Raw genomic sequence first — 25,378 nt, forward strand, 5'->3', positions numbered from 1 at the left:
TCCCGCCAGGACCCTTCCATTCAACAACCCCACACCCGGCCTCTCTCCTCCGGTCACGCGAAGGTCAGCCGGCATCGGAAGAACAGGGGCGGCAGATCGCACCGCTCAGCTCTGCCGTCGCCCCGCCGACCCGGCCCGTGACCAGGAGAAGCCATGACCGGCGTACTGACCGTCGACCGTCCCCCGCAGCCCTCGGCACCCACCCGCTACACCGTCGGTCTCGCCCGTGACGAGGAGGACGTACGTGCCGCGCAGCGGCTGCGGCACGACGTCTTCGCCGGGGAGATGGGCGCCCTGCTGTCCACCCCGCAGCCGGGACACGACGTCGACGCCTTCGACGCGTACTGCGACCATCTGCTGGTGCGCGAGGAGATGACCGGCCAGGTCGTCGGCACCTACCGGCTGCTGCCGCCGGACCGCGCCGCGGTCGCCGGACGCCTGTACTCGGAGGGCGAGTTCGACCTGAGCCCCCTCGACGCCATCCGGCCGGGCCTCGTCGAGGTCGGCCGGTCCTGCGTGCACCCCGACCACCGCGACGGCGCCGTCATCGGCCTCATCTGGGCCGGCATCGCCCGCTACATGGCCGACCGCGGCCACGAGTGGCTCGCCGGCTGCTGCTCCCTTCCGCTCGCCGACGGCGGCACCCTCGCCTCCGCCACCTGGAACCGGGTACGGGAGGGACACCTGGCGCCCGAGGAGTACCGCGTACGGCCCCTGCTGCCCTGGGTCCCGGGCGGCGCGGCCCCCGCCACCCCCGCCGAACTGCCCGCCCTCCTGCGCGGCTACCTCCGCCTGGGCGCCTGGGTGTGCGGGGAGCCCGCGCACGACGCGGACTTCGGGGTCGCCGACCTGTACGTGCTGCTGTCGATGCGCCGGGTCAACCCGCGCTACCTGCGGCACTTCCTCTCCCTCGTCCCGGCCTGATGAGCACCGTCGGCATCGGCGCGGTCCACCGCGCCGCGCGGACCGTGCCGCAGGCCCGCCCGACGGCGCCCGCCAGTGCCTGGCTGCCCACCGCGCCCTGCACCCCGCAGGCGTGCGTGGCGGCGACGGGCGCGGCGCTCACCGCCGTACCGCGCGCCGTGCTGCGGCTCGCGGCGGTCGTCGTGCTCCTCCTCGCCGGGATCGCGCTGTCACCGCTCGGCGGCCGCATCCCCGCGGCCCTGATACGGCGGTGGTGCCGGTGGATCGTGCGGGCCGCAGGGGTCCGGGTCCGCGTCACCGGCGCCGCCGCTCCCACCGGCGGGCTCCTGCTGGTCGCCAACCACATCTCCTGGCTGGACATCCCGCTGCTGGCCGCCGTACGGCCGGCCCGGACGCTCGCCAAGACCGAGATCCGCCGGTGGCCGGTCGCCGGCCCGCTGGCCGCCCGCGGCGCCCTGTTCATCGACCGCGACCGGCTGCGCGCCCTCCCCGACACGGTCGCCCGCATCGCCCGGGCGCTGCGCGACGGGCAGGCGGTCTCGGTCTTCCCCGAGGGCAGCACCTGGTGCGGCCGCGCCCAGGGCCCCTTCCGCCGGGCCGTCTTCCAGGCCGCGCTCGACGCGGGCGTGCCCGTCCAGCCCGTCCGCATCCGCTACCGCCGCGCCGACGGAACGCCCAGCACCGCCCCCGCGTTCGTCGGCGACGACACCCTGCTCGCCTCCCTGTGGCGGGTGGCGTCGGCACGCGGGCTGGTGGCCGAGGTCGAGGTGCGCGGCCCGATCCCGGCGGGCCGCCACCGGGACCGCCGCTCCCTGGCCCGGGCCGCCGAACGAGCCGCCGTCCTACCGCACCCGCACCAGCTCCAGGTCCGTACCCCAGGCGTCCAGCACCGCCCCGTGCCCAGGAGGTGGCCCACGCTGTCGGCGGCGTCGAGCCGGGCGGCGAGCGGCTCGCCGTCGCGGTCGTTCTTCACCGAGCGGTAGAGGGAGTCGGCGTACGCGTCGAGCCATCCGGCCGCCGCCCGGAACGCCGCTGCGCCTATGGGGCCAGGGCCCGGGCCGGGTACGGCGCCGTCGCGCTGTCCTCCCCGCCCGCGCCGCCTCCACCGCGGCCCGTGTCGCCGCCGCCCGGCTACGCGCCGCCCCGGGCCGAGACGATCCGGGCCAGCCGCCGGTAGGAGTCCAGCAGCGCCCCACGGTCGTACGTGCTGGTGGTGATCAGGACCTCGTGCGCGCCCGTCTCCTTCAGCACCGTCTCCAGCTCGTGCGCGACCTGCTCCTCGGTGCCGGCGAGGTGTCCGGTGAGTCCGGACTGGTAGAAGCCGCGTTCCTTCGCGGTCATCGTGCGGGCCTCGACCCGCTCGGCCGGCGGCAGGGGCGGGAAGGTGCCGTGCGTGCGGGAGTACGCCATCGACCAGGCCTCCGGGACCAGCAGCCGCCGGGCCTCCTCGGGGGTGGCGGCCACCGCGACCGTCCCGGAGATCACGACGTACGGCTCGCTCGCCCAGTCCGAGGGCCGGAACTCCGCCCGGTACCGGTCGATGCCGCGCAGCATCCGCTCCCGATCGCGCAGGTCGCCGATGACCATCGGCAGGCCCGCCCGGGCCGCGATCGCGGCGCCCTCGCCCATGGCCAGGACGAACGGCGGAACGGTCAGGCCCTCGGCGGGGCGCGCGTGGACCCCGGTGGGCGAGGTGCCCCGGAACCAGCCGAGCAGCTCCTGAAGCTGTGCCGCGAAGTCCTCCGCGTCGTCCTTGTCCCGCCCGAGCGCCTTGCGCACCCCGTCGGTGAAGCCGACCGACCGGCCCAGCCCCATGTCGATCCGCCCGGGGAAGAGGGACTCCAGCACGCCGAACTGCTCGGCCACCACCAGCGGCCGGTGGTTGGGCAGCATCACCCCGCCGGTGCCGACCCGGATCGTGCGGGTCGCGGCGGCCACGGCGGCGGCCAGCACGGTCGGCGCCGAGCCCGCCACCCCGGGCACCCCGTGGTGCTCCGAGACCCAGAACCGGTGGTAGCCGAGCTCCTCCAGCTCCTGTGCCAGCCGTACGGTGTCGCGCAGTGCCTCGGCGTGGGTGTGGCCCTCGCGGGTGCGGGAGCGGTCGAGGACGGAGAACCTGGTCGTCGCGATCACGGAGCTCATACAGGGTTCAACACCTGGGAGCCCGAAGGATTCCTTGCCCCCCGGTCAGTGAGCGGACACCGGCAGCGGAGTGGCGTGCTCGTGTTCGCAGGCGTCGTCGATGCCGTAGGTGTCCCAGGCGGGGAACGGGTCCTCGGGCGGCAGACTCTCGCCGGGCCGTACGAGGCAGGCGCCGAGCGCCGCGTGCAGGGCCTCGGTGTCCAGCTGCGTTCCGATGAACACCAGCTCCTGTGCGTAGGACGCCTCATGGTCACGCGCGGCGGACGGCTCGAACCGGGCGACGGACCCGGCCTGTGACCACAGCCCGGTCACGTGCGGGCGGCTCGCCAGGGTGAAGAACCCCTTCGAGCGAAGGACCCGCCCGTACGCCCCGGCGTCGAGTCCCTCCGTCACGAAGGTCCACAACCGGCCGGGATGGAAGGGGAGTTCGGAACGGAAGACGGTGGAGGAGATGCCGTACTCCTCGGTCTCCGGGACGTGGTCGCCGTTGAGCTCCCGCACCCAGCCCGGGGCCTGCTGCGCGCGCTCGAGGTCGAACAGGCGGGTGCCGAGCACCTGGTGCAGATCCACCCGGCCGTGCACGGCCGGCACGATCCGGGCGACGGGGTTGAGACGGGTCAGCGTCGCCCGCAGCCGGGCCGCCGACTCCTCGTCGACGAGGTCGAGTTTGTTCAGGACGAGGACGTCGGCGAACTCGATCTGGTCGATCAGCAGATCGCTGACGGTGCGTTCGTCGTCCTCGTACGGGGCGAGGCCCCGCTCGGCGAGGTCGTCGCCGCTGTCCAGCTCGGTCAGGACGTTGGCGGCGTCGACGACCGTGACCATGGTGTCCAGGAGGGCGACGTCCCCGAGGGTGGCGCCGTCGTCGCGGGCGAAGGCGAAGGTGGCCGCGACGGGCATGGGCTCGGAGATGCCCGAGCTCTCGATGAGCAGGTGGTCGAAGCGGCCCTCGCGGGCCAGCCGGTCCACCTCCTCCAGCAGGTCGTCGCGCAGTGTGCAGCAGATGCAGCCGTTGGTCATCTCGACCAGGCGTTCCTCGGTCCGCGACAGGGCGGCCTCGCCGCCGCGCACCAGCGTCGCGTCGATGTTGACCTCGCTCATGTCGTTGACGATGACCGCGACCCGCAGCCCCTCGCGGTTCGACAGCACGTGGTTGAGCAGCGTGGTCTTGCCCGCCCCGAGGAACCCGGAGAGCACGGTGACGGGCAGTCGCTCGTACGGCATCGGGCTCAGCCCTCGGGGCGCAGCAGCCCGCGCTCGTACGCCTTGACCAGGTTCTGCGGTACGAGGTGACGCACGCCGTCGATGGTGACCGGCACCAGCGTCGGCGTGGCGGCCTTCCACTGGGCGCGACGGTGACGGGTGTTGCTGCGGGACATCTTCCGCTTCGGGACAGCCATGGTCTTCCTCCTCGGTCGGACGGCACCGAGGACGCTATATGAAAATGGTTCCCATGAGCAATTCGATCGGCTCGGGGCGTCAGCGCCGGGAGCGGGCGCGTGTCCCGCGCGGCGGGCGGATGAACTGAAGTTCCAGCGTGAGAGGCGGTGCGGCGAGGCCCGGACCGCCCGCGGCCGCCCAGCGCACGAGCTCCTCCGTGCAGTCCTCGTCCATGGCGAAGCCGATCCAGGTGGCCCGCCCACCGGCCCGGCGCCCCGCGGTCGAGGGCGTGACGACGATGACGTTGGCCTGGTCGCAGGGGCCGAGACAGTCCGTCGTACGGACCCGGAAGCCGTGCTCGGCCGCTGCGGCGTGCAGCCTCGCCACCTGGCCGGCGTGGTCCGTGCCGGGGTGCTTGCGGGAGTCGCCGCAGCAGCAGCCCCGGCAGACGACGAGCGTGCAGGGGTGTTCTCGGGCGGAGCCGACCGTGATCGTACGAGGAGACATGACAGAAGCATGAGGCGTACGGGATCACGGCCGGGCGGCGGGGTGCGGCGTACGGAGCTCGCCCCCTCGTCTACTCCTCGGCGCCCACCAGCATCCGCACCTCGAACTCCTCGAGGCCCGGCTCCTCCTGACGATCGCTCAGCACCGTGCCGAGCCAGCCGAGGAGGAAGCCCGCCGGGATGGAGACGATGCCCGGGTTCTGCAGCGGGAACCAGGCGAAGTCGGCGTCCGGGTAGAACGAGGCCGGGGTGGAGGAGACGACGGGGGAGAACACCACGAGCAGGACGGAGGTGAGCAGGCCGCCGCACAGGCTGAGCAGCGCGCCCTGCGCGGTGAAGCGACGCCAGAACAGGGTGTACACGAGCGTCGGCAGGATCGCGGAGGCCGCGATGGCGAAGGCGAGGAAGGCCAGCGTCGCGGTGTTGGCGCCCCAGGAGACCAGGGCGAGCAGGATGCCGAGGACGCCGATGACGACCGCGGCCAGCCGGGCGACGGTCAGCTCCTCCGTCTCGCTGGCCCGGCCCCTGCGGATCACCTCGCCGTACAGGTCGTGGGCCAGGGACGAGGCCGCCGCGAGGGTGAGGCCGGCCGCGACGGCGAGCAGGGTGAGGTAGGCCAGGCAGGTCACGAACGCGGTGAGGACGCTGCCGCCGAGTTCATGGGCGAGGAGCAGGATGGCGGCATTGCCGCTGTGGTCCGTGCTCTCGATGGTGTCCCGGCCGACGATGGCGGTGGCGCCGAGGCCGACGATGCCGGCCGCGAAGCAGACCAGGCCGACCAGGCCCACGGCCCACACCACGGAGGAGCGCAGCACGGCGACACTGCGCGGGGCGAGCAGCCGCATCAGTACGTGGGGGAGCGCGGCGAGACCCAGGACGATGGCCAGCTCCAGGCTGAAGAAGTCCAGCTTGCTGGTGGTGCTGCCGCCGTAGCGCAGCCCGGGTTCGAGGAACCGCGGGCCGGTTCCGCTGCGGTCGGCGGCGGCGTCGAGCAGGGCGTTGGGGTTCCAGCCGTAGTGGTGGAGCACCCAGCCCGCGACGAACGTGACACCCAGCACCAGCATCACGGCCTTGATGATCTGGATGACCGTGGCCCCGGGCATGCCGCCGAGAGACGCGTACAGGATGACGAAGGTGCCGATCACGACGACGCACAAGGTCCGTGTGGAGGAGCTGGGTTCGCCGGTGAACTGGGTCAGCAGGGCGACACCGCCGACGAGTTGGGCCACCAGGTAGAGGGTCGCGATGGCCAGGGTGCACACGGCCAGCGCGATCCGCACCGGTCGCTGCTGCCGGGGCAGTCGCAGGGCCACCGTGTCGCCCAGCGTGAACCTGCCCGCCCGGCGCAGGGGTTCGGCGATCAGCAGCAGCACCATCATCCAGGCGACGGTGGTGCCGCCGAGGTACATCAGCCCGTCGTACCCGGTCAGGGCGACCAGTCCCGTACTGCCCAGCAGGGTCGCGGCGGACAGGTAGTCCCCGCACATGGCCAGGCCGTTGCGCAGCGGGGACATGGTGCGGTTGCCGAGGTAGAACTCGCTGATCTCGTCGCGCTGAGGGGCCGTCAGCAGCGCCATGAACAGAGTGACGACGACGACCGACAGGAACAGCACGAACGTCAGTTGCAGGCTGAACCGGTCGACGATGCCGGCGGACACGGTCACCACGTGCGGAACTCCCTGGGGGTCTGCTGGACGGTCTGCCCGGCCGCGCGGCGCGGGTGGGTCACGCGTGCGTGGGTGTCGCGCTGGTGCAGACGCGACCTGAGGCCGCGGGCGAGCGGGTCCACCCGGGTGCGCATGTGCCGGACGTAGCACCAGGCGGTCACGCCCATCACGGCGAACTGCCCGAGGCCCAGGGCCAGTCCGAGCGTGAGGCGGCCGAGCAGGGGCTGGTTCATCAGGGCGGGGGCGAAACTCGACAGCAGGACGTACAGCAGGAATCCGCCGACGGAGAGGGCTGTCGCGCGCGTTCCGAACCGGCGCTGGGCATGGCGCAGCGACTGGAATTCGGGATCGTCGGACAGGCGTGGTGCTGGTGCCGGTTGGGCATGTGGGGCGTGGTGCGTGAATGAGTTGTCGGACCACGGTGAGAATTCGGGCAAGAGCGCACCTTCTTCGCTGCGTCATGCCGCGCACTCGACTCTTTGCCGAGTCGACGGTCGTCCGGCTGCCGGGCGGGTGCGGGCGCGCCGGATACACGGGGGATGCGGGCTGTGTGGGGGATTCGTGAAGGCGAAATCCTCGGTTTTCGCATTCACGTGGAGCGGCCTCGGGGTTCTGTGTGGTGACCCCGCACCTTCGTCCCGTGGGTGATGACGAAGGCCGGAAGCCGGAGTATGGCAGCGCTCTCTTTGAACTATCAACCGGACAGCTGAATTGCCGTGTGCCGCTGGCCTATTCACGCCCCTGGTGAGCTGCGCGCGCTGTCGCGGCCTGCGGAAAAAGGCACGCCGAAGAATAGTCCGGACCATTTCTTTCGGCCAGACAGTCTCGATCCTGTCGCTTCGGACGCGGCTGGGCCGAGCCTCTAGGGTGGGGGTGTGACCGACAGCAGCAAGGCTCCCCTCGCCGTCTTCGATCTGGACAACACCCTCGCCGACACCGCGCACCGGCAGCGGTTCCTGGAGCGCCGGCCGCGGGACTGGGACGCCTTCTTCGCGGCCGCCCCGCAGGACCCGCCGATCCCGGAGGGCGTCGCGCTGGTGCGCGAGAGCGCACGGGACTGCGAGGTCGTCTATCTGACCGGCCGGCCCGAGCGCTGCCGGCGCGACACGCTGGAGTGGCTCGCCGCCCAGGGGCTGCCCGGGGGGCGTGTGTACATGCGCAGGGACGCCGACCGCAGGCCCGCCCGGTTCACCAAGCTGGAGATCCTGCGCCGCCTCGCCCGGACGCGCGAGATCCGTGTCCTGGTGGACGACGACGAGCTGGTGTGCGCGGACGCCGAACGGGCGGGCTTCACCGTCGTACGGGCACGCTGGGCGACACCCTCGGCCGAGCTGAAGGTGGCGCAGGAGCGGGAAGGGCGGACCTGAGCGCGGTGACGTCTACGGCGCCGTCATTCCGCGGACTCGAGCCGGAAGCCGACCTTCAGGCCCACCTGCCAGTGTGCGATCCGTCCGTTGTCGAGCTGGCCCCGCACCTGGGTGACCTCGAACCAGTCGAGGTTCCGCAGCGTCTGCGACGCGCGCTCGATCCCGTTGCGGATGGCCTGGTCGACGCCCTCGGGCGAGGTGCCGACGATCTCCGTGACCCGGTAGATGTGGTTCGACATACGGGTGCTCCTCCCTGCGACGACGCCTGTGACGGGTGTGTCACGCGTCACTCCACCGTGCCCCAAGCTGCGGCGGAGCGCGAGACGTCGTGCCACGGGTGAGGGAACCTCGGCGACCCGGTGACCTTCGTATTGGTCCATACCAATTACCCGATCAAGGAGCACATGGCGAGGGTGCTCACCGGGGCCGATCCGGCGACCGAGGCCCGCCGCGCCTCCCGCCGCAGTGCCGAGGCCCTCGACACCGACCCTGGGTGAGCACCCGCCCCGTCAGCGCGCCAGGCTCAGGGACAGTGCGAAACGGCCCTCAGTGTCCGTCCACCAGTGCGCCAACTCCAGGCCGGCCGCGAGCAGTTCGGCCCGCACGCCCTCCTTCCGGAACTTCGCCGACACCTCCGTGCGCAGCTCCTCGCCCGCCGCGAAGTCGACGGCCAGGTCCAGCGCGGGGACCTTCACCGTCTGCGCCGTGCGGGAGCGCAGCCGCATCTCGATCCACTCGTGTTCGGCGTCCCACAGCGCCACGTGGTCGAACGCGGCCGGCTCGAAGTCGGCGCCCAGTTCGCGGTTGATCACGGCAAGGACGTTCTTGTTGAACGCGGCCGTCACCCCGGCCGCGTCGTCGTACGCCCGGACCAGCACCTGCTCGTCCTTGACGAGGTCCGTGCCCAGCAGCAGGGCGTCACCCGGGGCGAGCAGGGCGCGGACGGAGGCCAGGAACGCGGCTCGCTCGGCGGGCAGCAGGTTGCCGATCGTGCCGCCGAGGAACGCCACCAGCCGGGGCCCCGGCGTGTCCGGCAGCGTCAAGCGGGCGGTGAAGTCGGCGATCAGCGCGTGCACGTCGAGCCCGGGCCGCTCGGCGGCGAGCGCCTGCCCGGCCTGGCTGAGCGCGCTCTCGCTGACGTCGACGGGGACGTAGGTGTGCAGGCGGGTCAGGGCATCGAGCAGGTGCCGCGTCTTCTCGGACGAGCCGGAGCCCAGTTCGACCAGGGTGCGGGCGCGGGTTGCCGCGGCGATCTCGCCGGACCGGGCGACGAGGATCTCCCGCTCGGCGCGCGTCGGGTAGTACTCGGGCAGGTCGGTGATCCGCTCGAAGAGCTCGCTGCCGTGCGCGTCGTAGAACCACTTCGGCGGCAGCGTCTTGGGGGTGCCGGTCAGGCCGCGGCGGACGTCGGCGCGCAGGGCGGCGCCGGTGGCGTCCTCGGGCAGCGTGCGGGTCAGATGGAACGGGCTCACGTACGGGGCTCCTTCGCAGGTGCGGGTGCGAGGGTGTCGCTGGGGTCGCCGAGCGGGGGTTCCTTCAAGGGGGTCAGCAGCACGTCCGTGCGGCTCGCCGCCAGCAGGGTGCGGTCGGGCACCTCCTGCCAGTGCGGATCGTCGTCGTAGGGCTCGGAGGCCACGACGGTGCCGCCGCCGGGCCGGGTCAGGTACCAGAGGGTGTCGCCCCAGGCGGTCGCGGTGACGGTCTCGCCATTGGTGAGGAGCAGGTTGAGCCGGGCTCCGGGGGCCGCCGCGGCGACCTCCAGGACCGTGTCGGCCAGTGCCTGCCCCTCCGCGTCGCCGCTCCGCAACCGGGCGAGCACCAGGGCCCACACGAACGCGGAGTCGTTGCGGGCCTCCAGCGACAGCAGGTCCTCCGGCGGCAGGGTCCGCGCCACCGCCGCCAGCGAGTCCGGCCAGCCCGGAACGGCGCCGTTGTGGCTGAACAGCCAACGGCCCGTGGCGAACGGCGCCGCGGCGGCCTCCGCGTCGGCGCCCGACAGCGTCGCGTCCCGCACCGCGGCGAGCAGCGCTGAGGTACGTACGACCCGGGCGAGATCCGCGAACGACAGGTCCGCCCAGATCGGCCCGGCCCGGCGGTACCGGGCCGGCACCGGATCGCCTTCGGCGTACCAACCCACCCCGAAACCATCGGCGTTGACCGTCCCGTACCGCTGCCGCCTCGGCGCCCACGACTGCCGGTACAGGCCGTGCGGCGGCTCCACGAGCAGCCGCCCCAGCGACTCCTCGGGCCCCACGTACGCCATGTGACGGCACATCAGATATCCCCCGAGCGAGCCGTGCGGAACCCGGAGAAGATCTGCCGCCGGATCGGGTAGTCCCAGTTGCGGAACGTGCCCCGGCAGGCCACGGCGTCCACGGCGAACGAACCGCCGCGCAGCACCTTGTACTCCGGCCCGAAGAACACCTCCGAGTACTCCTTGTACGGGAACGCCCGGAACCCGGGGTACGGCAGGAAGTCGCTCGCCGTCCACTCCCACACGTCACCGATCAACTGGCGTACCCCGAGCGGTGATTCACCGGCCGGATAGCTACCGGCGGGCGCGGGGCGCAGGTGCCGCTGGCCGAGGTTGGCGTGCTCGGGTGCCGGATCGGCGTCGCCCCACGGGTAGCGCATCGAGCGGTCGCCGGCCGGGTCGTACCGGGCCGCCTTCTCCCACTCGGCCTCGGTGGGCAGCCGCCGCCCGGCCCAGCGCGCGTAGGCGTCGGCCTCGTACCAGCACACGTGCAGCACCGGCTCGTCGGGCGGTACGACCTCGGTGACGCCGAAACGGCGGCGGAGCCACTGCCGGCCTTCGCGGCGCCAGAACAGCGGGGCGTGGATCGAGTTCCTGCGGATGTGCGCCCAGCCCTCCGGCGTCCACCAGCGCGGATCGTCGTAGCCGCCGTCCTCGATGAACGCCTGGTACGCGCCGTTCGTCACCGGGGTGGTGTCGATGGAGAACGGCGGCACCTCGCGCCGGTGCGCGGGGCGTTCGTTGTCCAGGGCCCACGGCTCGGCGGAGGTGCCCATCGTGAACGGGCCGCCGGGCACGAGGACTTCGGACGGGCCGGTGAACAGCGGCACCGGGTCCGGGTCCGGGGCGGTCAGCGCCTGCGGGCCCCTGCGGAGCTGATGGGTGATGAGCATGGTCTCGTCGTGCTGCTGCTCGTGCTGCGCGATCATCCCGAAGGCGAAGCCGGCCTCCGTCAGCCGGGTGCCGTGGAAGGCGGTGCTCTCCAGCACGTCCAGCGCCCGGCCGCGCACGTCGGCCGCGTACCGGCGGGCCTCGTCCGGCGGCAGCAGCGGCAGCTTGGGGCGCTCGGCACGCGGGTGTTCGAAGGCGTCGTACAGGCCGTCGATCTCGGGCCGTATCGCCTCCTGCCCGGCGACCGTCCGCAGCAGCCACTGCTCCTCCTGGTTGCCGATGTGGGCGAGGTCCCACACCAGCGGGGACATCAGTGGCGAGTGCTGCGCGGTCAGGTCCGGGTCGTCGACACAGCTGGTCAGCAGCGTGGTGCGGTCGCGGGCGGTGGTCAGCGAGGCGACCGCGCGCTCGCGGAGCGCTTCGGTGTCGGGGAGGGCATCGGTCTCGCGTACGGCTTCGGTGTCGAGGGCGGGATCGGTCATGGGCGGATGTCCTTCCCGTGCGTGAGGTTCCCGGGGCGGTCCGAGCCGCGCAGCGGGTCGAGCAGGTCGTCGGCGGGGCAGCGGCCGCAGGCGACGTAGCGTTCCTGGTACGCCGTGACGGCGTCCGTGACCTCGGGGGTGGCGCCGAGCCGCGGCAGGGCCCGCAGCGCGGCCGCGAAACAGGCCACGGCGACCTCGTGCAGCTCGGGGTCGGCCAGGCCGTTGCGGGCGGCGTCCAGCCACAGCGGATTGTGCGGCGCGGGCAGCCCCAGCGCCCGCTCGGCCAGGGGCTTCACGGCCCGGTAGGCGGTCTCCGCGGCCTCCGGGTCGTCGAACAGCGCCGTCGTCACGGCCAGCGGCACGATCCAGCCGTCGTCGCCGGGCTGCGCGTCGATCATGCGCATCTCCAGGTGGCCGCGCGGCCGGACCGGCGGGAACAGCGTCGTGAGGTGGTAGTCGAGGTCCTCCCGGGTGGGCGGCCGTGGCGCCCGCGACCTGGTCCACTCCCTGAAGGTCAGCCCTTCGGGGACGCCCCAGGGCCCGCCGTCGCGCCGTACGCACATCACCGGGGCGTCGAGCACGTGCCGGGCCCAGGCGCCGCGCGGGTCGGCGTCCAGCGGGGGGCCGCCCGCCCGGCCGGCGCCGATCTGCGCCCACCGCAGCTGGCGGGTGGACAACCAGCCGGTCGGCCGGTGACCGGCCAGCGGGGAGTTGGCGAACGCGGCGACCAGGACCGCGCCCAGCTGGTGGGCCAGCCACCAGCGCCGTACGTGACCGAGGGTGCCGGGCTCCTCGTACCCGGCGTCCAGGCACACCTGCACCGAGGCCGAGGCGCACATCATGGCGCGGCCGGCCGGGCCGGTGCGGTCGAGGCAGGCCTCCATGGCGTCGTAGCGCGGTTCGCGCAGGAACCGGCGGGGTGGGTGCCAGGGATCGTGGCCGATGCCGACGAGCGCCAGATCGTCCTCGCGCAGGACCGCGCGGACGGCGTCGAGGTCGGCGGAGACGGTACCGATGCACTCCATCAGGGAGGCGGCGGGCGGCGAGCTCAGTTCCAGCTGGCCGCCGGGTTCGACGGTGAGCGCCGACCTCAGGGGCACGGTCCGCAGTGCGGCGTAGGCCGCTTCGAGTCGTTCGGGTGTCACGGGGAGCTGCGGGGTGCGCAGCTCGTGGACGAGCCATTCCACCTCGACCCCGAGGCGGCGGGGCGGGCCGGTCTTGAAGCAGATGCCCCGGACCAGGGCTTCCACCTCGGCTTCCGATAGGGCGGTGCGTGGCTCAGTACAGCCACTGACCGATTCGGACATGTCGGGATCCTCCTGAGATTCCACCATGTCGCCGACCCGGGTCTGATGGTCCGGGCCGGCATCACACCCGTCCCACCCAAGACCCTCGTGTCGCTCGGCACAAGGGCGCGTACCTGGGCGTTCCGGGGCGGTCATCTCCGCGACCCGGACGTTTCCCGGGGCGTACCCGGCCGTTTCCGGGCCTGGTGGCCGGGTGTCTTCGGACGGCGAAATTCCGTTGCACCGCACGACCAGCATCGCTCAGGATGCCTGCATGAGCACGACGGGGGAGGCCGCACGCCGCGCGGTCGTGGCGCGTACGGGGGTCGCGCCGTGAGCGCGCGGCTGCGCGGCATCGCGCGGAACACCGAGCTCATCGTGGCGGCGGGGCGCTATCGCGCGCCGGACGGGCGCGAGGTGTCGATCGCGGCGGCGGTGGAGGCGGCGCGGAACGGCACGCGGATGTACGGGCCCGGGCCGGTCGACGTGCCACCGGTCACCGCCGTGGACACGCTGATCGAGGTCACCGGGGAGAGCAGCCTGGAGGCCGCCCGCCGGCTCGGCGCGGACGTGGCCGTACTGAACTTCGCCTCGGCCAGGAACCCCGGCGGCGGTTACCTCAACGGCGCCCAGGCCCAGGAGGAGGCCCTGTGCCGGGCCTCCGCGCTGTACACGTGCCTGGTGCGGGTCCCGGAGTTCTACGACCACCACCGCACCCATCGCGACCCGTTCTACACGGACCGTGTCATCCACGCATCGGCCGTCCCCGTCTTCCGCGACGACCGCGGCCGCCTGCTGGACGAGCCGTACGCCGCCGGCTTCCTGACCGCGGCCGCGCCGAACGCGGGCGTGGTCCTGCGCACGGCACCGCAGCGCGCGGCCGACCTGCCGCACGCCCTGTCCGCACGGGCCGAACGGGTCCTGGAGACGGCCGCCGCCCACGGCTACCGCCGGCTGGTGCTGGGCGCCTGGGGCTGCGGGGTCTTCCAGAACGACCCGGCCCAGGTGGCGGGCGCGTTCCGGGCCCTGCTGGAGCCCGGTGGGCGCTTCGCCTCGGCCTTCGAGCACGTGGTGTTCGGGATCCTGGACCGCACGGCCGGGAGCGTGGTCCGCGAGGCGTTCGTACGGGCGTTTCCGGAGCGTCGGCCGCAGCGGTAGTGCGCGTCGCTCCCGGCGGCATCACGTGCTCAGCCCCGGCAGGCGTCAGCTCCAGCCGTACCGCTCCCGCAGCCGGTGCCGGACGAGATTGAACCGCATCCGGTCCAGGGCGCACGCCTCCCGGCGCATGCCGTCCTCGTGCAGGCGCAGCACGCGGTCCACGTCGACCCAGGACTCCCGGCCCGACCGGTCCCACGGTCCGCTGCCGATCGGCACCCACTCCCGGTGGCCGTCGTGCCGCTTGCTGGACAGCTGTACGGCGAGGAAGGTGCCGGCCGCCTCGCGGGCGACGACGAGCACCGGGCGGTCCTTGCCCCGGCCGTCGTTCTCCTCGAAGGGCACCCACGTCCAGACGATCTCCCCGGGATCGGGGTCGCCGTCGTGCGCGGGCGAGTACTCGGTGCGCACCCGGCCCACCTGGCGGGGGTCGGCCTGCGTGGTGGCGGAAGGGCCGTGGCGGCCGGGGGAGTTCTCATCGGCGATCGCGGTCACAGCCGTACCGTACGGGACGGGCCGGCGGCTACGCGGCCGGGGCGTCGGAAACGGTGACCGACTGCGGCGGCCACGCCTCGTGCCAGCGCAGCTCCGCCTCCAGTTGCGCTGCCAGCCGCACGAGCAGCGGCTCGCTGTCGGCCGGGCCCAGCAACTGGGCGCCCACGGGAAGCCCCCCGTCCACGAACCCGGCGGGGACGTTGACGCCGGGCCAGCCCAGCACGTTCCACGGCCAGGCGTAGGGGCAGGCGGCGATCATCGCGCGGTCGGTGGCCCAGCCGTTCAGGTTCAGCAGGGAGCCGATGCGGGGCGGGGGAGCGGCGGTCGTCGGCGCGAGGACGACGTCGTACGAGGTGAAGAACGCGCCGATCCGGCGGTGCAGGACCGCCTCGGCCCGCCGGGCCGCCCGCAGCGGAGCCCCGCCGAGCAGCCGGCCCAGTCGGGCCGACCCCCGCGTGCGCCGGTCCAGGAGCGCGGGGAACGGCGCCTCGCCCACCCGTTCGGCGATCCCGGCCGTCGCGCGCGGCACGAACGTCAGCCCGATCTGCCCGTACGGCGGGTCGGCCGCCTCGACCGTGTGCCCCAACGCGGCCAGCCGGTCGGCGAGTTCGACGACCCGGGTCCGCACCTCCGGCCGGAGCCGGGCGGGTACGGCGGTGAACGGCGGCTTCAGGGACAGCGCGATGCGCAGCCGCCCGGGGTCACGGCCGACGGCGTCGCAGGCGCGGACGGCCGGGGGCTGATGAGGGTCGTCGGGGTGGTTGCCGCTCGCCGCGTCCAGCAGCAGGGCCGCGTCGGCGACCGTACGGGCGAGCGTGCCGTTGACCGTGATGCCCTGGAAGGACTCGCCGCGCGGCCAGGTGGAGATGCGGCCGCGCTGCGGTTTGATGCCGACCAGGTGCGTCCAGGCGGCCGGGATCCGCACCGATCCAGCGCCGTCGGAGCCGAGCGCGGCGGGCACGAGTCCGGCCGCGACCGCGGCGGCCGAGCCGCCGGACGAGCCGCCCGGAGTGTGGTCCGTACTCCACGGATTGCGGGTCGCGCCGAAGGCGGGCCCCTCGGTGAAGGGCCACTGCCCGAACTCGCATGTGTTCGTCTTGCCCACGATCACCGCCCCGGCCGCGCGCAGGCGCCGTACGGCCTCGCCGTCCTCGGCGACCGGCGGGAACTCCCCGCAGCAGCCGAAGGCGGTCGGCTCGCCCGCGACGTCCATGTCGTCCTTCACCGCCACGGGCACGCCGAGCAGCGGCTTGCGCGTGCCGGCGGCCAGCTCCCGGTCCGCGGCCTCGGCCTCGGCGAGCGCCGCCTCGGCCCGGACGATCCGGAAGGCGTTGAGCGTGCCCTGCGTCGCCTCGATCCGCGCGAGTGCCCGCTCGACGAGCGACCGGGACGTCACCTCCCCCGCGGCCAGCGCACGGGCGGTTTCCGTCAGACCTGCGGCACGGTCGAGCGTCATACGGACACCTCCGGTAGCGGCTTGTCTACTGAACGGTAACGTCCGGGGGGTCAGGAACGGAACGCCTGGCGGCGGGGCGGGACTTCACAGCAGACCACAGGCTTCCCACAGGTGCGCGCCGAGTCCTGCGCAAACCATTGACGCGCCCCGGCCCCGCCCCTACCTTCTGATCGACTTTCCGAACCCTGTTCGGTATTTCGACGCTCGGTGTCCGAGGGAGAGCCGCCCGTGACCCCACCCCCCGCCACTTTGCCCCGCCGTACCCTGCTGCGCGCCATGGCCGCCCTGCCCGCCTCCGCCGTGCTGCTGGGCCAGGCGCCCGGCCTGCTCGGCAGCGCCCTGGCCGCCGCACCGCCGAGCGGCTCCGCCACCCGCTACACGATCGTGCCGTTCCTCAACAGCGACGACGGCACGGTGAACGTCTACCAGGCGGACGACGCCACCGACTTCCGACTGGTCAAGGCCTCCGCCTACACGCCGCCGAGCAACCGCATCCGCGACGCGAGCATCTTCCAGCACACGAACGGCTACTACTACATCACCTACACGACCCACACCTGGCAGGACCGCAGCACCACCATCGGCTTCGCCCGCAGCTCGGACCGCGTCAACTGGACGTTCCTGTACGACTACACGGTCCCGATCGCGAACCTCTCCCGCGCCTGGGCCCCCGAGTGGTTCGTCGACAGCGACGGCAGTGTGAACATCATCGTGTCCTGCTCCACCGCGAACGACGAGTGGATCTTCACCCCTTATCTGCTGAGGGCCACCAACTCCTCGCTCACGGCGTGGAGTTCACCGGTCGCCCTGTCCGGCATCGGCGCCAACCACATCGACACGTTCCTCGTGAAGCTCGGCTCGACGTACCACGCCTTCACGAAGAACGAGACGACGAAGTACATCGAGTACGCCACCGCCTCCAACGTCACCGGCCCGTACACGATCCGCCGGACCGGAGACTGGGCGGGCTGGGGCAGCTACCGCGAGGGACCGGCGCTGGTCCAGCTCGACCACGGCGGCTGGCGGCTGTTCTTCGACGGCTACGGTGACGGCAGCTACTACTACAGCGACAGCCACGACACCTTCGCCACCTGGTCCGCCCCGGCCAGGCTGCCCGCCATCTCCGGCACCGCCCGCCACTTCACGGTCATCAAGGAGACGGTCCCGGGCGGCCCGGCCCTGGCGAAGAACATCACCCGTTCCTTCCGGTCGGCCAACTACTCGACCCGTTACTGGCAGCAGCAGTCCGGCCTGCTCAACCTCCCCGTGGTGAGCGCCTCCAGCACCACCGCCGAGAAGCGGGCGGCCACCTTCACCGTCGTCGCCGGCCTGGCCGACGCGAACGGCTACTCCTTCCGCGACGCGGCCGGCAACTACCTGCGCCACTGGGACTTCCGCGCCCGCTTCGACGCCAACGACGGAACGTCCACCTTCGCCAAGGACGCCACCTTCATCCTCCGCGCGGGCGCGACGTCGGGCTCCGTGCGCTTCGAGTCGTACAACTACCCCGGCCGCTATCTGCGGCACTACAGCTACCAGCTGCGGGTGGACCCGTCGGACGGCACGGACCTTTTCCGGCAGGACAGTTCGTTCGCGCCGGTGGCCGCCTGGGCGTGAGGTGGGCCTTCGCCGACGAGACCAGTGCGATCGGCCGTGGGCCCAGTGCCTTGCTCGTCTGCGTCAGGGCATGGCCCACGCCGCCGCGGCCCAGAGCGGCCTGTCCGCTCTGCACCTGCGATGCGCTGACGAGGGGGGTGAGGTCGGCGCGCAGCCACGCGGCAGTTCGGTGAACTGTCAACCATGTTTACACTTTCTTCATGGAGGAGACGGTGCGGTGGTTGACGCCAGAGGAGCAGCACGCGTGGCGGGGCTTTGTCCGCCTGCATGAAAGGCTGGGCGGCCGTTTGTCGCGCTTGCTGCAGTCCGAGTCGAATCTGTCGGCCGCGGACTTCGCGGTGCTGGTCAATCTGACGGATGCGCCGGAGGGGCGGCAGCGCTATCAGGATCTGGCCCGCTCGCTCGAGTGGGAGAAGAGCAGGATGTCCCATCACATCGCGAGGATGGCCGGACGGGGGCTGGTGGTGCGCGAGGAGTGCCCTGAAGACGGGCGCGGCGCGTTCGTGGTGATCACGGACGCGGGACGTGCGGCGATCGAGGCCGCTGCCCCGCGTCACGTGGAGGCGGTGCGCGAACTGTTCCTCGACCACGTCACGCCGGCGGAGCTGCGGGTACTGGCCGAGGTCTCCGAACGCGTCGTGGCCAAGATGGACGAGGACCGGCCCTGAGGACGCGCCGGGCCGCTGCGTAGACGCACGCCTGGGCGTCGGCGTTCGTCGGGTCGGTCGTCGCCTCCGCCCGTGCGAGTGCCGCGCGCTCCGAGCTGGTGACCATGTCGGTGTCCCGCCAGGCCGCCAGCACTCCCAGTCTCTGTGCCGACTCGCCCCCGCGACGGGCTGAGGCCCTGCGGCTCTGTTTGTCGAGGAAGATCCTCCGCGGTGCGGATCCGGGGGCGGGTTGCTCACTGTGGGTCTCCTTCGCGGCCGCTGAGGCCGGCCCGCGCGCCGGATGCGTGCTCTGGCCCTCGGCCGACTCTCGTGACATGCTAGTTGATGTGACAACTAGAGTGGGTGGAGGGTGGTCCCGGTGAGCAATGTGGAAGCCGAACCCGCGGAGCTGAGGTGCGCAGCCCTGGTCGACGACGGGCGGAAGGCCGAAGCGCCCCTGGTCGATGTGCTGTCGGCACGGGAGGTGCCCCTGGGCGGTCCGCGTGCGATGCACGTGCGGCGGACGCTGCCGCAGCGAGCCCGGACGCTGATCGGAGCCTGGTGCTTCGCAGATCACTACGGCCCCGACGACATCACCACGACGGGCGGCATGGACATCGCCCCGCATCCGCACACCGGGCTGCAGACGGTGAGCTGGCTGTTCAGCGGGGAGATCGAGCACCGCGACAGTCTCGGCACCCGCGCCCTGATCCGGCCCGGCGAGATGAACCTCATGACCGGCGGATACGGCATCTGTCACTCGGAGGTCTCCACCCCGCGCACCACCGTCATCCACGGCGTCCAGCTGTGGGTGGCGCTTCCCGAGGAGCACCGGAACGCCGACCGGGACTTCCAGCACCACGTGCCCGAACCCGTGCGGATCGACGGGGCCGAGATCAGGGTCTTCCTGGGCTCGCTCGCCGGAAGCACCTCCCCGGTGCGGACCTTCACGCCCCTGGTCGGTGCCGAGATCACCCTCCCACCGCGCGCGGCGATCACCCTCCCCGTGAACACCGCCTTCGAGCACGGTCTTCTCGTGGACAAGGGGGACGTCCGCCTGATCGACACCGTGCTGCGCCCGGCCGAACTGGGCTATGTGCCCTGCGGCGCCGACGCCCTGACCGTGGTGAACGAGTCGGACGGCCCGGCGCGGGTGATCCTGCTCGGCGGTCCTCCTTTCGAGGAGGAGATCGTCATGTGGTGGAACTTCATCGGACGCAGCCACGAGGACATCGTCCGGGCCCGAGAGGAGTGGCAGGCGTCGTCCGACCGCTTCGGCGCCGTCGAGGGCTTTCCGGGTGATCGCCTTCCCGCGCCGGCCCTGCCGAACGCCGTCATCACCCCGCGCCGCAACCCCCCGCGCCGCTGACCTCCTGCGACAGACATCTCATGAGCCAGTCTCCCGCCGCTGCGATCGCCGAACAAGCGGCATGCCGAGTTCGCCGACATCACCGATCCCGTGACGCCCGACGTTCTGCGGTGTCTGGAGGTGGAACTGGGCTGATCGGGAGGGTCGGTGCGCACGCTGGTGTCATCCACCCCGCCCTGCCGCCGCCCGGCGTGACGCGCCTGCGCGGCCGCCTTCAAGACGCCAACACCCCTGTCAGGGGCCGATCCGCAAGACGTCGAGTGCCGTCAGCGCCACGTGGAGTTCCGTGCGCTCCTCGCCGGACTCGAGGTCGCAGGCGAGCAGGCGCTCGATGGTGCGCAGGCGTTGGTAGACGGTTTCCCGGGACAGTCCGCCGCGGCGTGCGGCGGTGGTCTTGTTGCCGGCCGCGTCGAGGTAGTGGCGCAGGGTCGTCAGCAGGTCGGTGCCGTGCCGCGTGTCGTGGTCGATGAGCGGGCTGAGCCGGCGTTCGGCGTACTCCTGGATGCGGGTGTCCCCACGGAACGCGTACAGCAGGCGGCGCAGTCCGATGTCGGGCAGTGCGTGAAAGGAGCGGTCCGGGGGGAGGGGCTGGCCGGGCGGCGTGGCCTCGGCGACTCGGGCCGCCGAGCGGAAGGAACGGGCGGTGTCGCGGAGGTCCGTGACCTCCGAGCCGACACTCACGACCGCCGACGGGGCGGCGTCCAGCGCGGCGCGGCTCAGCTGCTCGGCGACCGGTCGCCAGGGCTGGGACGGGCGCAGGGCCAGGAGGATGCCGAGACGGCCGGGGGTCAGCTCACCGACGAGCGACGGGATCCCAGTCGTGCGCGCCTCCTGGGCGAGGCGGGCCTCGAGTGCCGTGCCCTCGTCCGCTGTACGGAGGTCCACCAGGATCGCGAGGAACCGGCTGTCCTTGGTGGGCAGGCCCAGTGCGGCGAAGCGGGTGAGGGCGTCCTCGGGGGAGTGGTGGCGCTGTTCGGCCAGATCGCGCAGGGCGCTGCGATGTGCTGTGCGCTCCCAGGGCGTGGGGTGGATCAGGCGGGCGACGGCCAGGGCCATCGCCGTACGCTCCAGCACGGTGATGTGCTCCGGGCCGAAAGCGGACTCGCCGCCCCGGACCGGGAGCATGGCCACGCGACCCCAGCGTTCGCCCTGGTACTCGACGGGTGCGGTGAGCCAGCCCTCCGGGCCGCCCACGCCCGGGTGGTCACCGGTCGGCGTCGCCCGGGAGCGCCGTTCCCAGTCGGTGAGCGCCTCCTCCACCGTGCCGCCGGAGACCTCGTAGGTCAGCGCCTGGTGCACCAGGTTCTCCAGAACGACCGTGTGGCCGCTCATCTGCGCCGCCACGCGCACCACGTCTTCCGGTCCCGCACCGCGCAGCGTCAGGGCGGTGAACGCCTCGTGGATGCGCTGGGTCCGGCGCATCGCCTCCGCCTGGCTGCCGAGGATGAGGGCGTGGACGACCTGGGTGACCTCAAGGAAGTTGACGTCCTCGGCGAGGGTGATCAACGGGAGCCCGCGGGCCCGGCAGGCCTGGACGAGTGCGTCGGGCGGGCGATGGTAGCGCCGTACGAGCTCGATGACCAGGGCCGCGGCCTCGACGCTGGCGAGTTCGTCGACGTACCGGCGCACGCCCGCCGCGTCCTCGGGCAGCGGCATGCCGGTGGTCAGGACGAGTTCGCCGCCCTTGAGGAAGGAGGCCGGATCCGTGAGCTCGGTGATGTGCACCCAGCGCACCGGCCGGTCGAGGTGAGTGACGCCGGTCACCACCTCGGGCCGTCCGGCGGCCAGGACGGGGAGGGCCAGGACGTCGGCGACGGTGGGCGCGCGGCCGGTCGCGGCCGTGTCCCGGTCGTCGGTGGCCGGCGGACGAGCCGTCGGAGCCGTCGGGTGCTTGTCGTTCACGGTGTCTCCCTGGGGTCCCCTGCTCGTAAGGGTGCCCCCGCTCGAGCGAAGCCGAGGGCGGGGGAGGGGCCGAGCGCTCGGGGAGTGCCCGGTCACTGTGACAAGCGGCGCTGACCTGCGCAAGAGCTGTCCGCCGACCCACGCCCCCGACGCCTGGTGGCTTCGCGGTTGACACAACGTCCGAACACCACGCTCCAACCGGGCAGATCGCGCGTTGTCGCCCCCGAAGCGGTGGGGATGCTCGGGATGCCGGCGCGGACCACGCAGGTCGCGCGAAACGCCATCGACGTCGCCCAGCGAACCGTCGTCGTGGCCGACGGCTTCAGCTGCGCCACCCAGATCGACCACCTCGCCGGAGACCGGGGCGTCCGCGCCCCGCACCTCGCGGAACTGCTCGATCCCGCCGCCGACCGACAGGAGAGACCTCATGACCGACACACCGACGCAGTTGTTCATCGGCGGTGCCTGGGTGGACGCCGCGGACGGTGCCACCCTGCCCGTGGACGACCCCGCGACCGGCGAGATCCTCTGCCACGTCGCCGACGCGGGCCCCAAGGACGCCCGGCTCGCGGAGGACGCGGCCGTCCAGGCGCAGGAGGAGTGGGGGCGTGCGGCCCCGCGCGCACGCAGTGAGATCCTGCGCCGCGCGTACGAGATCATCCTCGAGCGCACGACGAACTGGCCCACCTGATGACGTCCGAGATGGGCAAGCCGCTGGCCGAGGCCAGGGGAGAGGTGGCGTACGCCGCCGAGTTCTTCCGCTGGTTCTCCGAGGAGGCCGTCCGCATCGACGGCGGCGCCGGCATCCTGCCCGACGGCCGCAACCGCATGCTGCTCTCCCCGCCCGGTCGGCCCCTGCCTGCTGATCACCCCGTGGAACTTCCCGCTGGCCATGGGCACCCGCAAGATCGGCCCGGCGGTCGCGGCGGGCTGCACCATGATCCTCAAGCCGGCCCCACAGACCCCGCTCTCCAGCCTGGCTCTCGCCGCGATCCTCAAGGAGGCCGGGCTGCCGGACGGCGTGATCAACGTCGTCACCACCTCCCGTGCGGGGGAGGTGTGCGAACCGCTCCTGCGCGGCGGGCGCATGCGCAAGCTGTCCTTCACCGGCTCCACGGCCGTCGGGCGTCTGCTGCTGGCCCAGTGCGCGGACACGGTCGTACGGACGTCGATGGAGCTGGGCGGCAACGCGCCGTTCATCGTCTTCGAGGACGCCGACCTGGACAAGGCCGTGGACGGCGCGATGCTCGCCAAGATGCGCAACATGGGCGAGGCGTGCACCGCCGCCAACCGCTTCTTCGTCCACCGGTCGGTGGCTCAGGAGTTCGGGCGGCGGCTCGCCGAGCACATGGGCGCGCTCGTCGTGGGCCCCGGCACCCGGGACGGGGTCGACGTCGGCCCGCTGATCGACACCGCCGGACGCACCAAGGTCGAGGAGCTGGTGGCCGACGCGGTCGAGCGCGGCGCCCGGGTGCTGGTCGGCGGCCGTACCCCGGAAGGCCCGGGCTGCTTCTACCCGCCGACCGTGCTCACGGACGTGTCCCCTGACAGCCGCCTGATGGACACGGAGATCTTCGGCCCGGTCGCGGCGGTCCTCACCTTCGACGACGAGGACGAGGTCGTTCGCCGCGCCAACGACACCCCCTGGGGGCTCGTCGGCTACGTCTTCACCGAGGGACTGGACCGCGCCCTGCGCGTCAGCGAACGCCTGGAGGTGAGCATGGTCGGCCTCAACACCGGCCTCGTCTCCAACCCGGCCGCACCCTTCGGCGGCGTCAAGCAGTCCGGGCTGGGCCGGGAGGGCGGCCGGGTCGGGATCGACGAGTTCCTGGAGTACCAGTACGTGGCTGTGCCGGTGCGATGAGGGCGACCACGCCCTGACACCCGCCCCGCCCAGCACCACAGGCTGCCCCTCACCCGGCCGACACCTCCCGGCCGGGCGCGGGGCGTTCGCCGGCGGCGGCGTGCCGCTGAACTCCTGGCGGGCCGGAGTGGCCGTCGTGCTGACATCGCAAACGATCACGGCCCAATCACACCGATACTGTTGATACATCAACCATGCCCGGGTTACAGTCGTTGACGTGTCAACCAAAAGCCCTCTGCTGACAGGGACAGCTGCCATGAACGACAAGAAGGTCATCGCGGTCGCCGGAGCGACGGGCGCGCAGGGCGGCGGCGCCGCACGAGCGATCCTCGCCGATCCCGAGGCGGGCTTCACGGTCCGCGCGATCACTCGCAACCCCGACTCGTCCGCCGCCAGGGAACTCGCCGCGCTCGGAGCCGAGGTCGTCCAGGCGGACTTCGGTGACGAGCCGAGCGTGCACAAGGCGTTCGAGGGTGCCTACGGCGCCTTCCTCGTCACCAACTTCTGGGCGCACGGCTCGGCGGCCAAGGAGACGGAGGAAATCAATGTCCTGGCCCGGTCCGCCAAGGCCGCGCGCCTGCGGCACGTGGTCTGGTCGACGCTGGAGGACACTCGCGAACTGCTGCCGCTGGACGACGACCGGATGCCCGTCCTCCAGGACAAGTACAACGTGCCGCACTTCGACGCCAAGGGCGAGGGCAACGAGCTGTTCAGGAAGGCCGGGGTGCCGACCACCTTCCTGAACGCCACCTTCTACTTCCAGGGCTTCCTGCAGGGCCTCGGCCCCAAGCGCGCAGAGGACGGCGTGCTGACGCTGACCCTGCCGCTGGAGGACGGCAAGCTCCTCGCCGGAGTGGACGTGGCGGACATCGGCCGGACGGCTTTCGCCATCCTCAAGGGCGGCGAGCGGTTCGTCGGCCGCACCGTCAGCCTGGCCGGCGACCATCTGACCGGTGCGCAGTACGCGGAGAAGCTGGGAGTCGCGCTGGGCGAGCCGGTGCGCTTCCAGTCCGTGCCCTACGACGTGTTCCGATCGCTCGATATCCCGGCGGCTGACGAGATCGGCAACATGTTCCAGTACTACGGTGACTTCGACCGGGAGTTCACCGGAGCCCGCGACCTGAACGAGCTGCGGGAGCTGAACCCGGAGCTCAGGAACTTCGATGCCTGGCTGGCCGAGAACGTCTCGAAGTTCGAGGTGAACTGAATGAGGCCGTTGGCCGCGCCCGCCTCCGAAGGGCGGCGAGTGGAGGGCGACCACAGGACTACGTCTTTGGTGCCGGTCCACCCGGGCCCGCGGTCCGATTCGCCGAGCCCCACCCCCGGTTAGCGTCCCACCATGCGTATAGGACTACTTGGCACCGGAAACGTCGCCCGAGCACTGGCCCACGGCTGGAGTGCCGCAGGACACGAGGTGCTCCTCGGTTCGCGCCGGCCCGAGGAGCGCACCGGTCTCGGTCTTCCCGTGGCGGGCCTGAACGAGACAGCCGCCCACGCAGAGGTACTGGTCAACGCCACCCCGGGGACCGTCTCCCTGGAACTGCTGCGCTCCATCGGGGCAACGGCGCTGGCCGGCACCCTGCTGATCGATGTCGGGGTCGGCCTCTCCGACGACTTCACCGAGCTCGCGCATCCCAACAGCAGCCTGGGTGAACAGATCCAGGAAGCCTTCCCCCTGACCCCCGTCGTCAAGACGCTGTGCACCATGGACTCCACCGCGATGACCGCCCCGGGCGATCTGGACGGCCCGAGCACCGTCTTCCTCTCCGGCGACGACGCCGAAGCCAAACGGACCACCGGCCGACTGCTCACCGACCTCGGCTGGCTCCCGTCGTCCCAGCTGGACATCGGCGGCATCACCACCGCACGCGGACAGGAGCACTTCGCCCTGCTCTTCATGGGCATCGCGGGCGGTCTGGGATCCCACACGTTCAACATCAACGTGGTCACCCGCCCCGCCGCCTAGGACCCGCC

23 protein-coding genes and 2 pseudogenes are annotated in these 25,378 nt (G+C 72.4%); 11 read left to right on the plus strand and 14 right to left on the minus strand.

The window, feature by feature from the left end; genetic code table 11:
• Positions 1-153: 153 nt before the first annotated feature.
• Complete coding sequence (locus ACYVMZ_RS10025; RefSeq protein WP_461077772.1) at positions 154-924, plus strand: GNAT family N-acetyltransferase; 771 nt, start codon at positions 154-156, stop codon at positions 922-924.
• A complete protein-coding gene (locus tag ACYVMZ_RS10030; RefSeq protein ID WP_461077774.1) occupies positions 924-1,907 on the plus strand; it encodes a lysophospholipid acyltransferase family protein in 984 nt (327 codons plus the stop codon). Before ACYVMZ_RS10025 ends, ACYVMZ_RS10030 begins: the two co-directional genes overlap by 1 nt.
• 148 nt (positions 1,908-2,055) lie before the next feature.
• Here ACYVMZ_RS10030 and ACYVMZ_RS10035 read toward each other — a convergent pair whose 3' ends face one another.
• The 6 genes from ACYVMZ_RS10035 to ACYVMZ_RS10060 all read right to left on the minus strand — a co-directional run bounded on the left by ACYVMZ_RS10035 (position 2,056) and on the right by ACYVMZ_RS10060 (position 7,056).
• Complete coding sequence (locus ACYVMZ_RS10035) at positions 2,056-3,066, minus strand: LLM class flavin-dependent oxidoreductase (protein ID WP_461077776.1); 1,011 nt, start codon at positions 3,064-3,066, stop codon at positions 2,056-2,058.
• Between the two features lie 45 nt (positions 3,067-3,111).
• Entirely contained in the window at positions 3,112-4,290 is a 1,179-nt protein-coding gene (locus ACYVMZ_RS10040; protein ID WP_461077778.1) for a GTP-binding protein, read from the minus strand.
• A gap of 5 nt (positions 4,291-4,295) precedes the next feature.
• Positions 4,296-4,466 carry a 50S ribosomal protein L32 gene (gene rpmF, locus ACYVMZ_RS10045; RefSeq protein ID WP_095750490.1) on the minus strand — a complete coding sequence of 57 codons (171 nt, stop codon included), beginning with the start codon at positions 4,464-4,466 and terminating at the stop codon, positions 4,296-4,298.
• Between the two features lie 79 nt (positions 4,467-4,545).
• The gene (locus ACYVMZ_RS10050) at positions 4,546-4,953 is read right to left on the minus strand and encodes a (2Fe-2S) ferredoxin domain-containing protein (protein ID WP_461077780.1); all 408 of its coding nucleotides are present in this window, start codon (positions 4,951-4,953) and stop codon (positions 4,546-4,548) included.
• A 70-nt stretch (positions 4,954-5,023) separates the two neighbouring features.
• Positions 5,024-6,619 carry a sodium/solute symporter gene (locus ACYVMZ_RS10055; protein WP_461077782.1) on the minus strand — a complete coding sequence of 532 codons (1,596 nt, stop codon included), beginning with the start codon at positions 6,617-6,619 and terminating at the stop codon, positions 5,024-5,026.
• The gene (locus ACYVMZ_RS10060; RefSeq protein ID WP_461077784.1) at positions 6,613-7,056 is read right to left on the minus strand and encodes a DUF485 domain-containing protein; all 444 of its coding nucleotides are present in this window, start codon (positions 7,054-7,056) and stop codon (positions 6,613-6,615) included. The genes ACYVMZ_RS10055 and ACYVMZ_RS10060 overlap by 7 nt, the downstream gene beginning before the upstream one ends.
• Positions 7,057-7,494: 438 nt before the next feature.
• Here ACYVMZ_RS10060 and ACYVMZ_RS10065 point away from each other — a divergent pair, with 438 nt between their 5' ends.
• Positions 7,495-7,986 (plus strand): phosphatase domain-containing protein, encoded by a 492-nt coding sequence (locus ACYVMZ_RS10065; RefSeq protein WP_461077786.1) that lies wholly within the window; start codon positions 7,495-7,497, stop codon positions 7,984-7,986.
• Between the two features lie 23 nt (positions 7,987-8,009).
• Here ACYVMZ_RS10065 and ACYVMZ_RS10070 read toward each other — a convergent pair whose 3' ends face one another.
• The 5 genes from ACYVMZ_RS10070 to egtA all read right to left on the minus strand — a co-directional run bounded on the left by ACYVMZ_RS10070 (position 8,010) and on the right by egtA (position 12,920).
• A complete protein-coding gene (locus ACYVMZ_RS10070) occupies positions 8,010-8,225 on the minus strand; it encodes a dodecin (protein WP_461077788.1) in 216 nt (71 codons plus the stop codon).
• A 270-nt stretch (positions 8,226-8,495) separates the two neighbouring features.
• Positions 8,496-9,458, minus strand: a complete 963-nt coding sequence (gene egtD / locus ACYVMZ_RS10075; protein WP_461077790.1) for an L-histidine N(alpha)-methyltransferase — start codon at positions 9,456-9,458, stop codon at positions 8,496-8,498.
• Positions 9,455-10,261: an ergothioneine biosynthesis protein EgtC gene (egtC, locus tag ACYVMZ_RS10080; RefSeq protein ID WP_461077792.1), complete on the minus strand. Its 807-nt coding sequence runs from the start codon at positions 10,259-10,261 to the stop codon at positions 9,455-9,457. The genes egtD and egtC overlap by 4 nt, the downstream gene beginning before the upstream one ends.
• Positions 10,261-11,613 (minus strand): ergothioneine biosynthesis protein EgtB, encoded by a 1,353-nt coding sequence (gene egtB / locus ACYVMZ_RS10085; protein ID WP_461077794.1) that lies wholly within the window; start codon positions 11,611-11,613, stop codon positions 10,261-10,263. Before egtB ends, egtC begins: the two co-directional genes overlap by 1 nt.
• The gene (egtA, locus tag ACYVMZ_RS10090; protein ID WP_461077796.1) at positions 11,610-12,920 is read right to left on the minus strand and encodes an ergothioneine biosynthesis glutamate--cysteine ligase EgtA; all 1,311 of its coding nucleotides are present in this window, start codon (positions 12,918-12,920) and stop codon (positions 11,610-11,612) included. The genes egtB and egtA overlap by 4 nt, the downstream gene beginning before the upstream one ends.
• Before the next feature lie 312 nt (positions 12,921-13,232).
• Here egtA and ACYVMZ_RS10095 point away from each other — a divergent pair, with 312 nt between their 5' ends.
• Entirely contained in the window at positions 13,233-14,057 is an 825-nt protein-coding gene (locus tag ACYVMZ_RS10095) for a TIGR02452 family protein (protein ID WP_461077798.1), read from the plus strand.
• A 45-nt stretch (positions 14,058-14,102) separates the two neighbouring features.
• Here the strand turns inward: ACYVMZ_RS10095 and ACYVMZ_RS10100 are convergent, their stop codons facing one another.
• Entirely contained in the window at positions 14,103-14,549 is a 447-nt protein-coding gene (locus ACYVMZ_RS10100) for a type II toxin-antitoxin system PemK/MazF family toxin (RefSeq protein ID WP_461077800.1), read from the minus strand.
• Between the two features lie 28 nt (positions 14,550-14,577).
• Entirely contained in the window at positions 14,578-16,005 is a 1,428-nt protein-coding gene (locus ACYVMZ_RS10105) for an amidase (protein ID WP_461077802.1), read from the minus strand.
• Between the two features lie 276 nt (positions 16,006-16,281).
• Between ACYVMZ_RS10105 and ACYVMZ_RS10110 the strand changes: the two genes are divergently transcribed.
• From ACYVMZ_RS10110 to ACYVMZ_RS10120, 3 genes are all read left to right on the plus strand, one after another.
• On the plus strand, positions 16,282-17,622 hold the full coding sequence (locus ACYVMZ_RS10110) for a glycoside hydrolase family 43 protein (protein WP_461077856.1): 1,341 nt from the start codon (positions 16,282-16,284) through the stop codon (positions 17,620-17,622).
• Positions 17,623-17,822: 200 nt separating this feature from the next.
• A complete protein-coding gene (locus ACYVMZ_RS10115; RefSeq protein WP_461077804.1) occupies positions 17,823-18,290 on the plus strand; it encodes a MarR family winged helix-turn-helix transcriptional regulator in 468 nt (155 codons plus the stop codon).
• A 358-nt stretch (positions 18,291-18,648) separates the two neighbouring features.
• Positions 18,649-19,638, plus strand: coding sequence for a pirin family protein (locus tag ACYVMZ_RS10120; RefSeq protein WP_461077806.1), 990 nt, complete (start codon positions 18,649-18,651; stop codon positions 19,636-19,638).
• 234 nt (positions 19,639-19,872) lie between these two features.
• Here ACYVMZ_RS10120 and ACYVMZ_RS10125 read toward each other — a convergent pair whose 3' ends face one another.
• Positions 19,873-21,540, minus strand: coding sequence for a PucR family transcriptional regulator (locus tag ACYVMZ_RS10125; protein ID WP_461077808.1), 1,668 nt, complete (start codon positions 21,538-21,540; stop codon positions 19,873-19,875).
• 427 nt (positions 21,541-21,967) lie between these two features.
• On the opposite strand from ACYVMZ_RS10125, the pseudogene ACYVMZ_RS10130 reads away from it, so the two are divergent.
• From ACYVMZ_RS10130 to ACYVMZ_RS10145, 4 genes and pseudogenes are all read left to right on the plus strand, one after another.
• Positions 21,968-22,284, plus strand: a pseudogene (locus tag ACYVMZ_RS10130) (aldehyde dehydrogenase family protein); the annotation flags it as partial.
• Positions 22,285-22,366: 82 nt separating this feature from the next.
• Positions 22,367-23,404: pseudogene (locus ACYVMZ_RS10135) on the plus strand (NAD-dependent succinate-semialdehyde dehydrogenase); the annotation flags it as partial.
• 256 nt (positions 23,405-23,660) lie between these two features.
• Positions 23,661-24,611, plus strand: coding sequence for an NmrA/HSCARG family protein (locus ACYVMZ_RS10140; RefSeq protein WP_461077810.1), 951 nt, complete (start codon positions 23,661-23,663; stop codon positions 24,609-24,611).
• 132 nt (positions 24,612-24,743) lie between these two features.
• Positions 24,744-25,370 (plus strand): NADPH-dependent F420 reductase, encoded by a 627-nt coding sequence (locus ACYVMZ_RS10145; RefSeq protein ID WP_461077812.1) that lies wholly within the window; start codon positions 24,744-24,746, stop codon positions 25,368-25,370.
• Positions 25,371-25,378: the final 8 nt, after the last annotated feature.

Source organism: Streptomyces deserti, assembly GCF_054782695.1.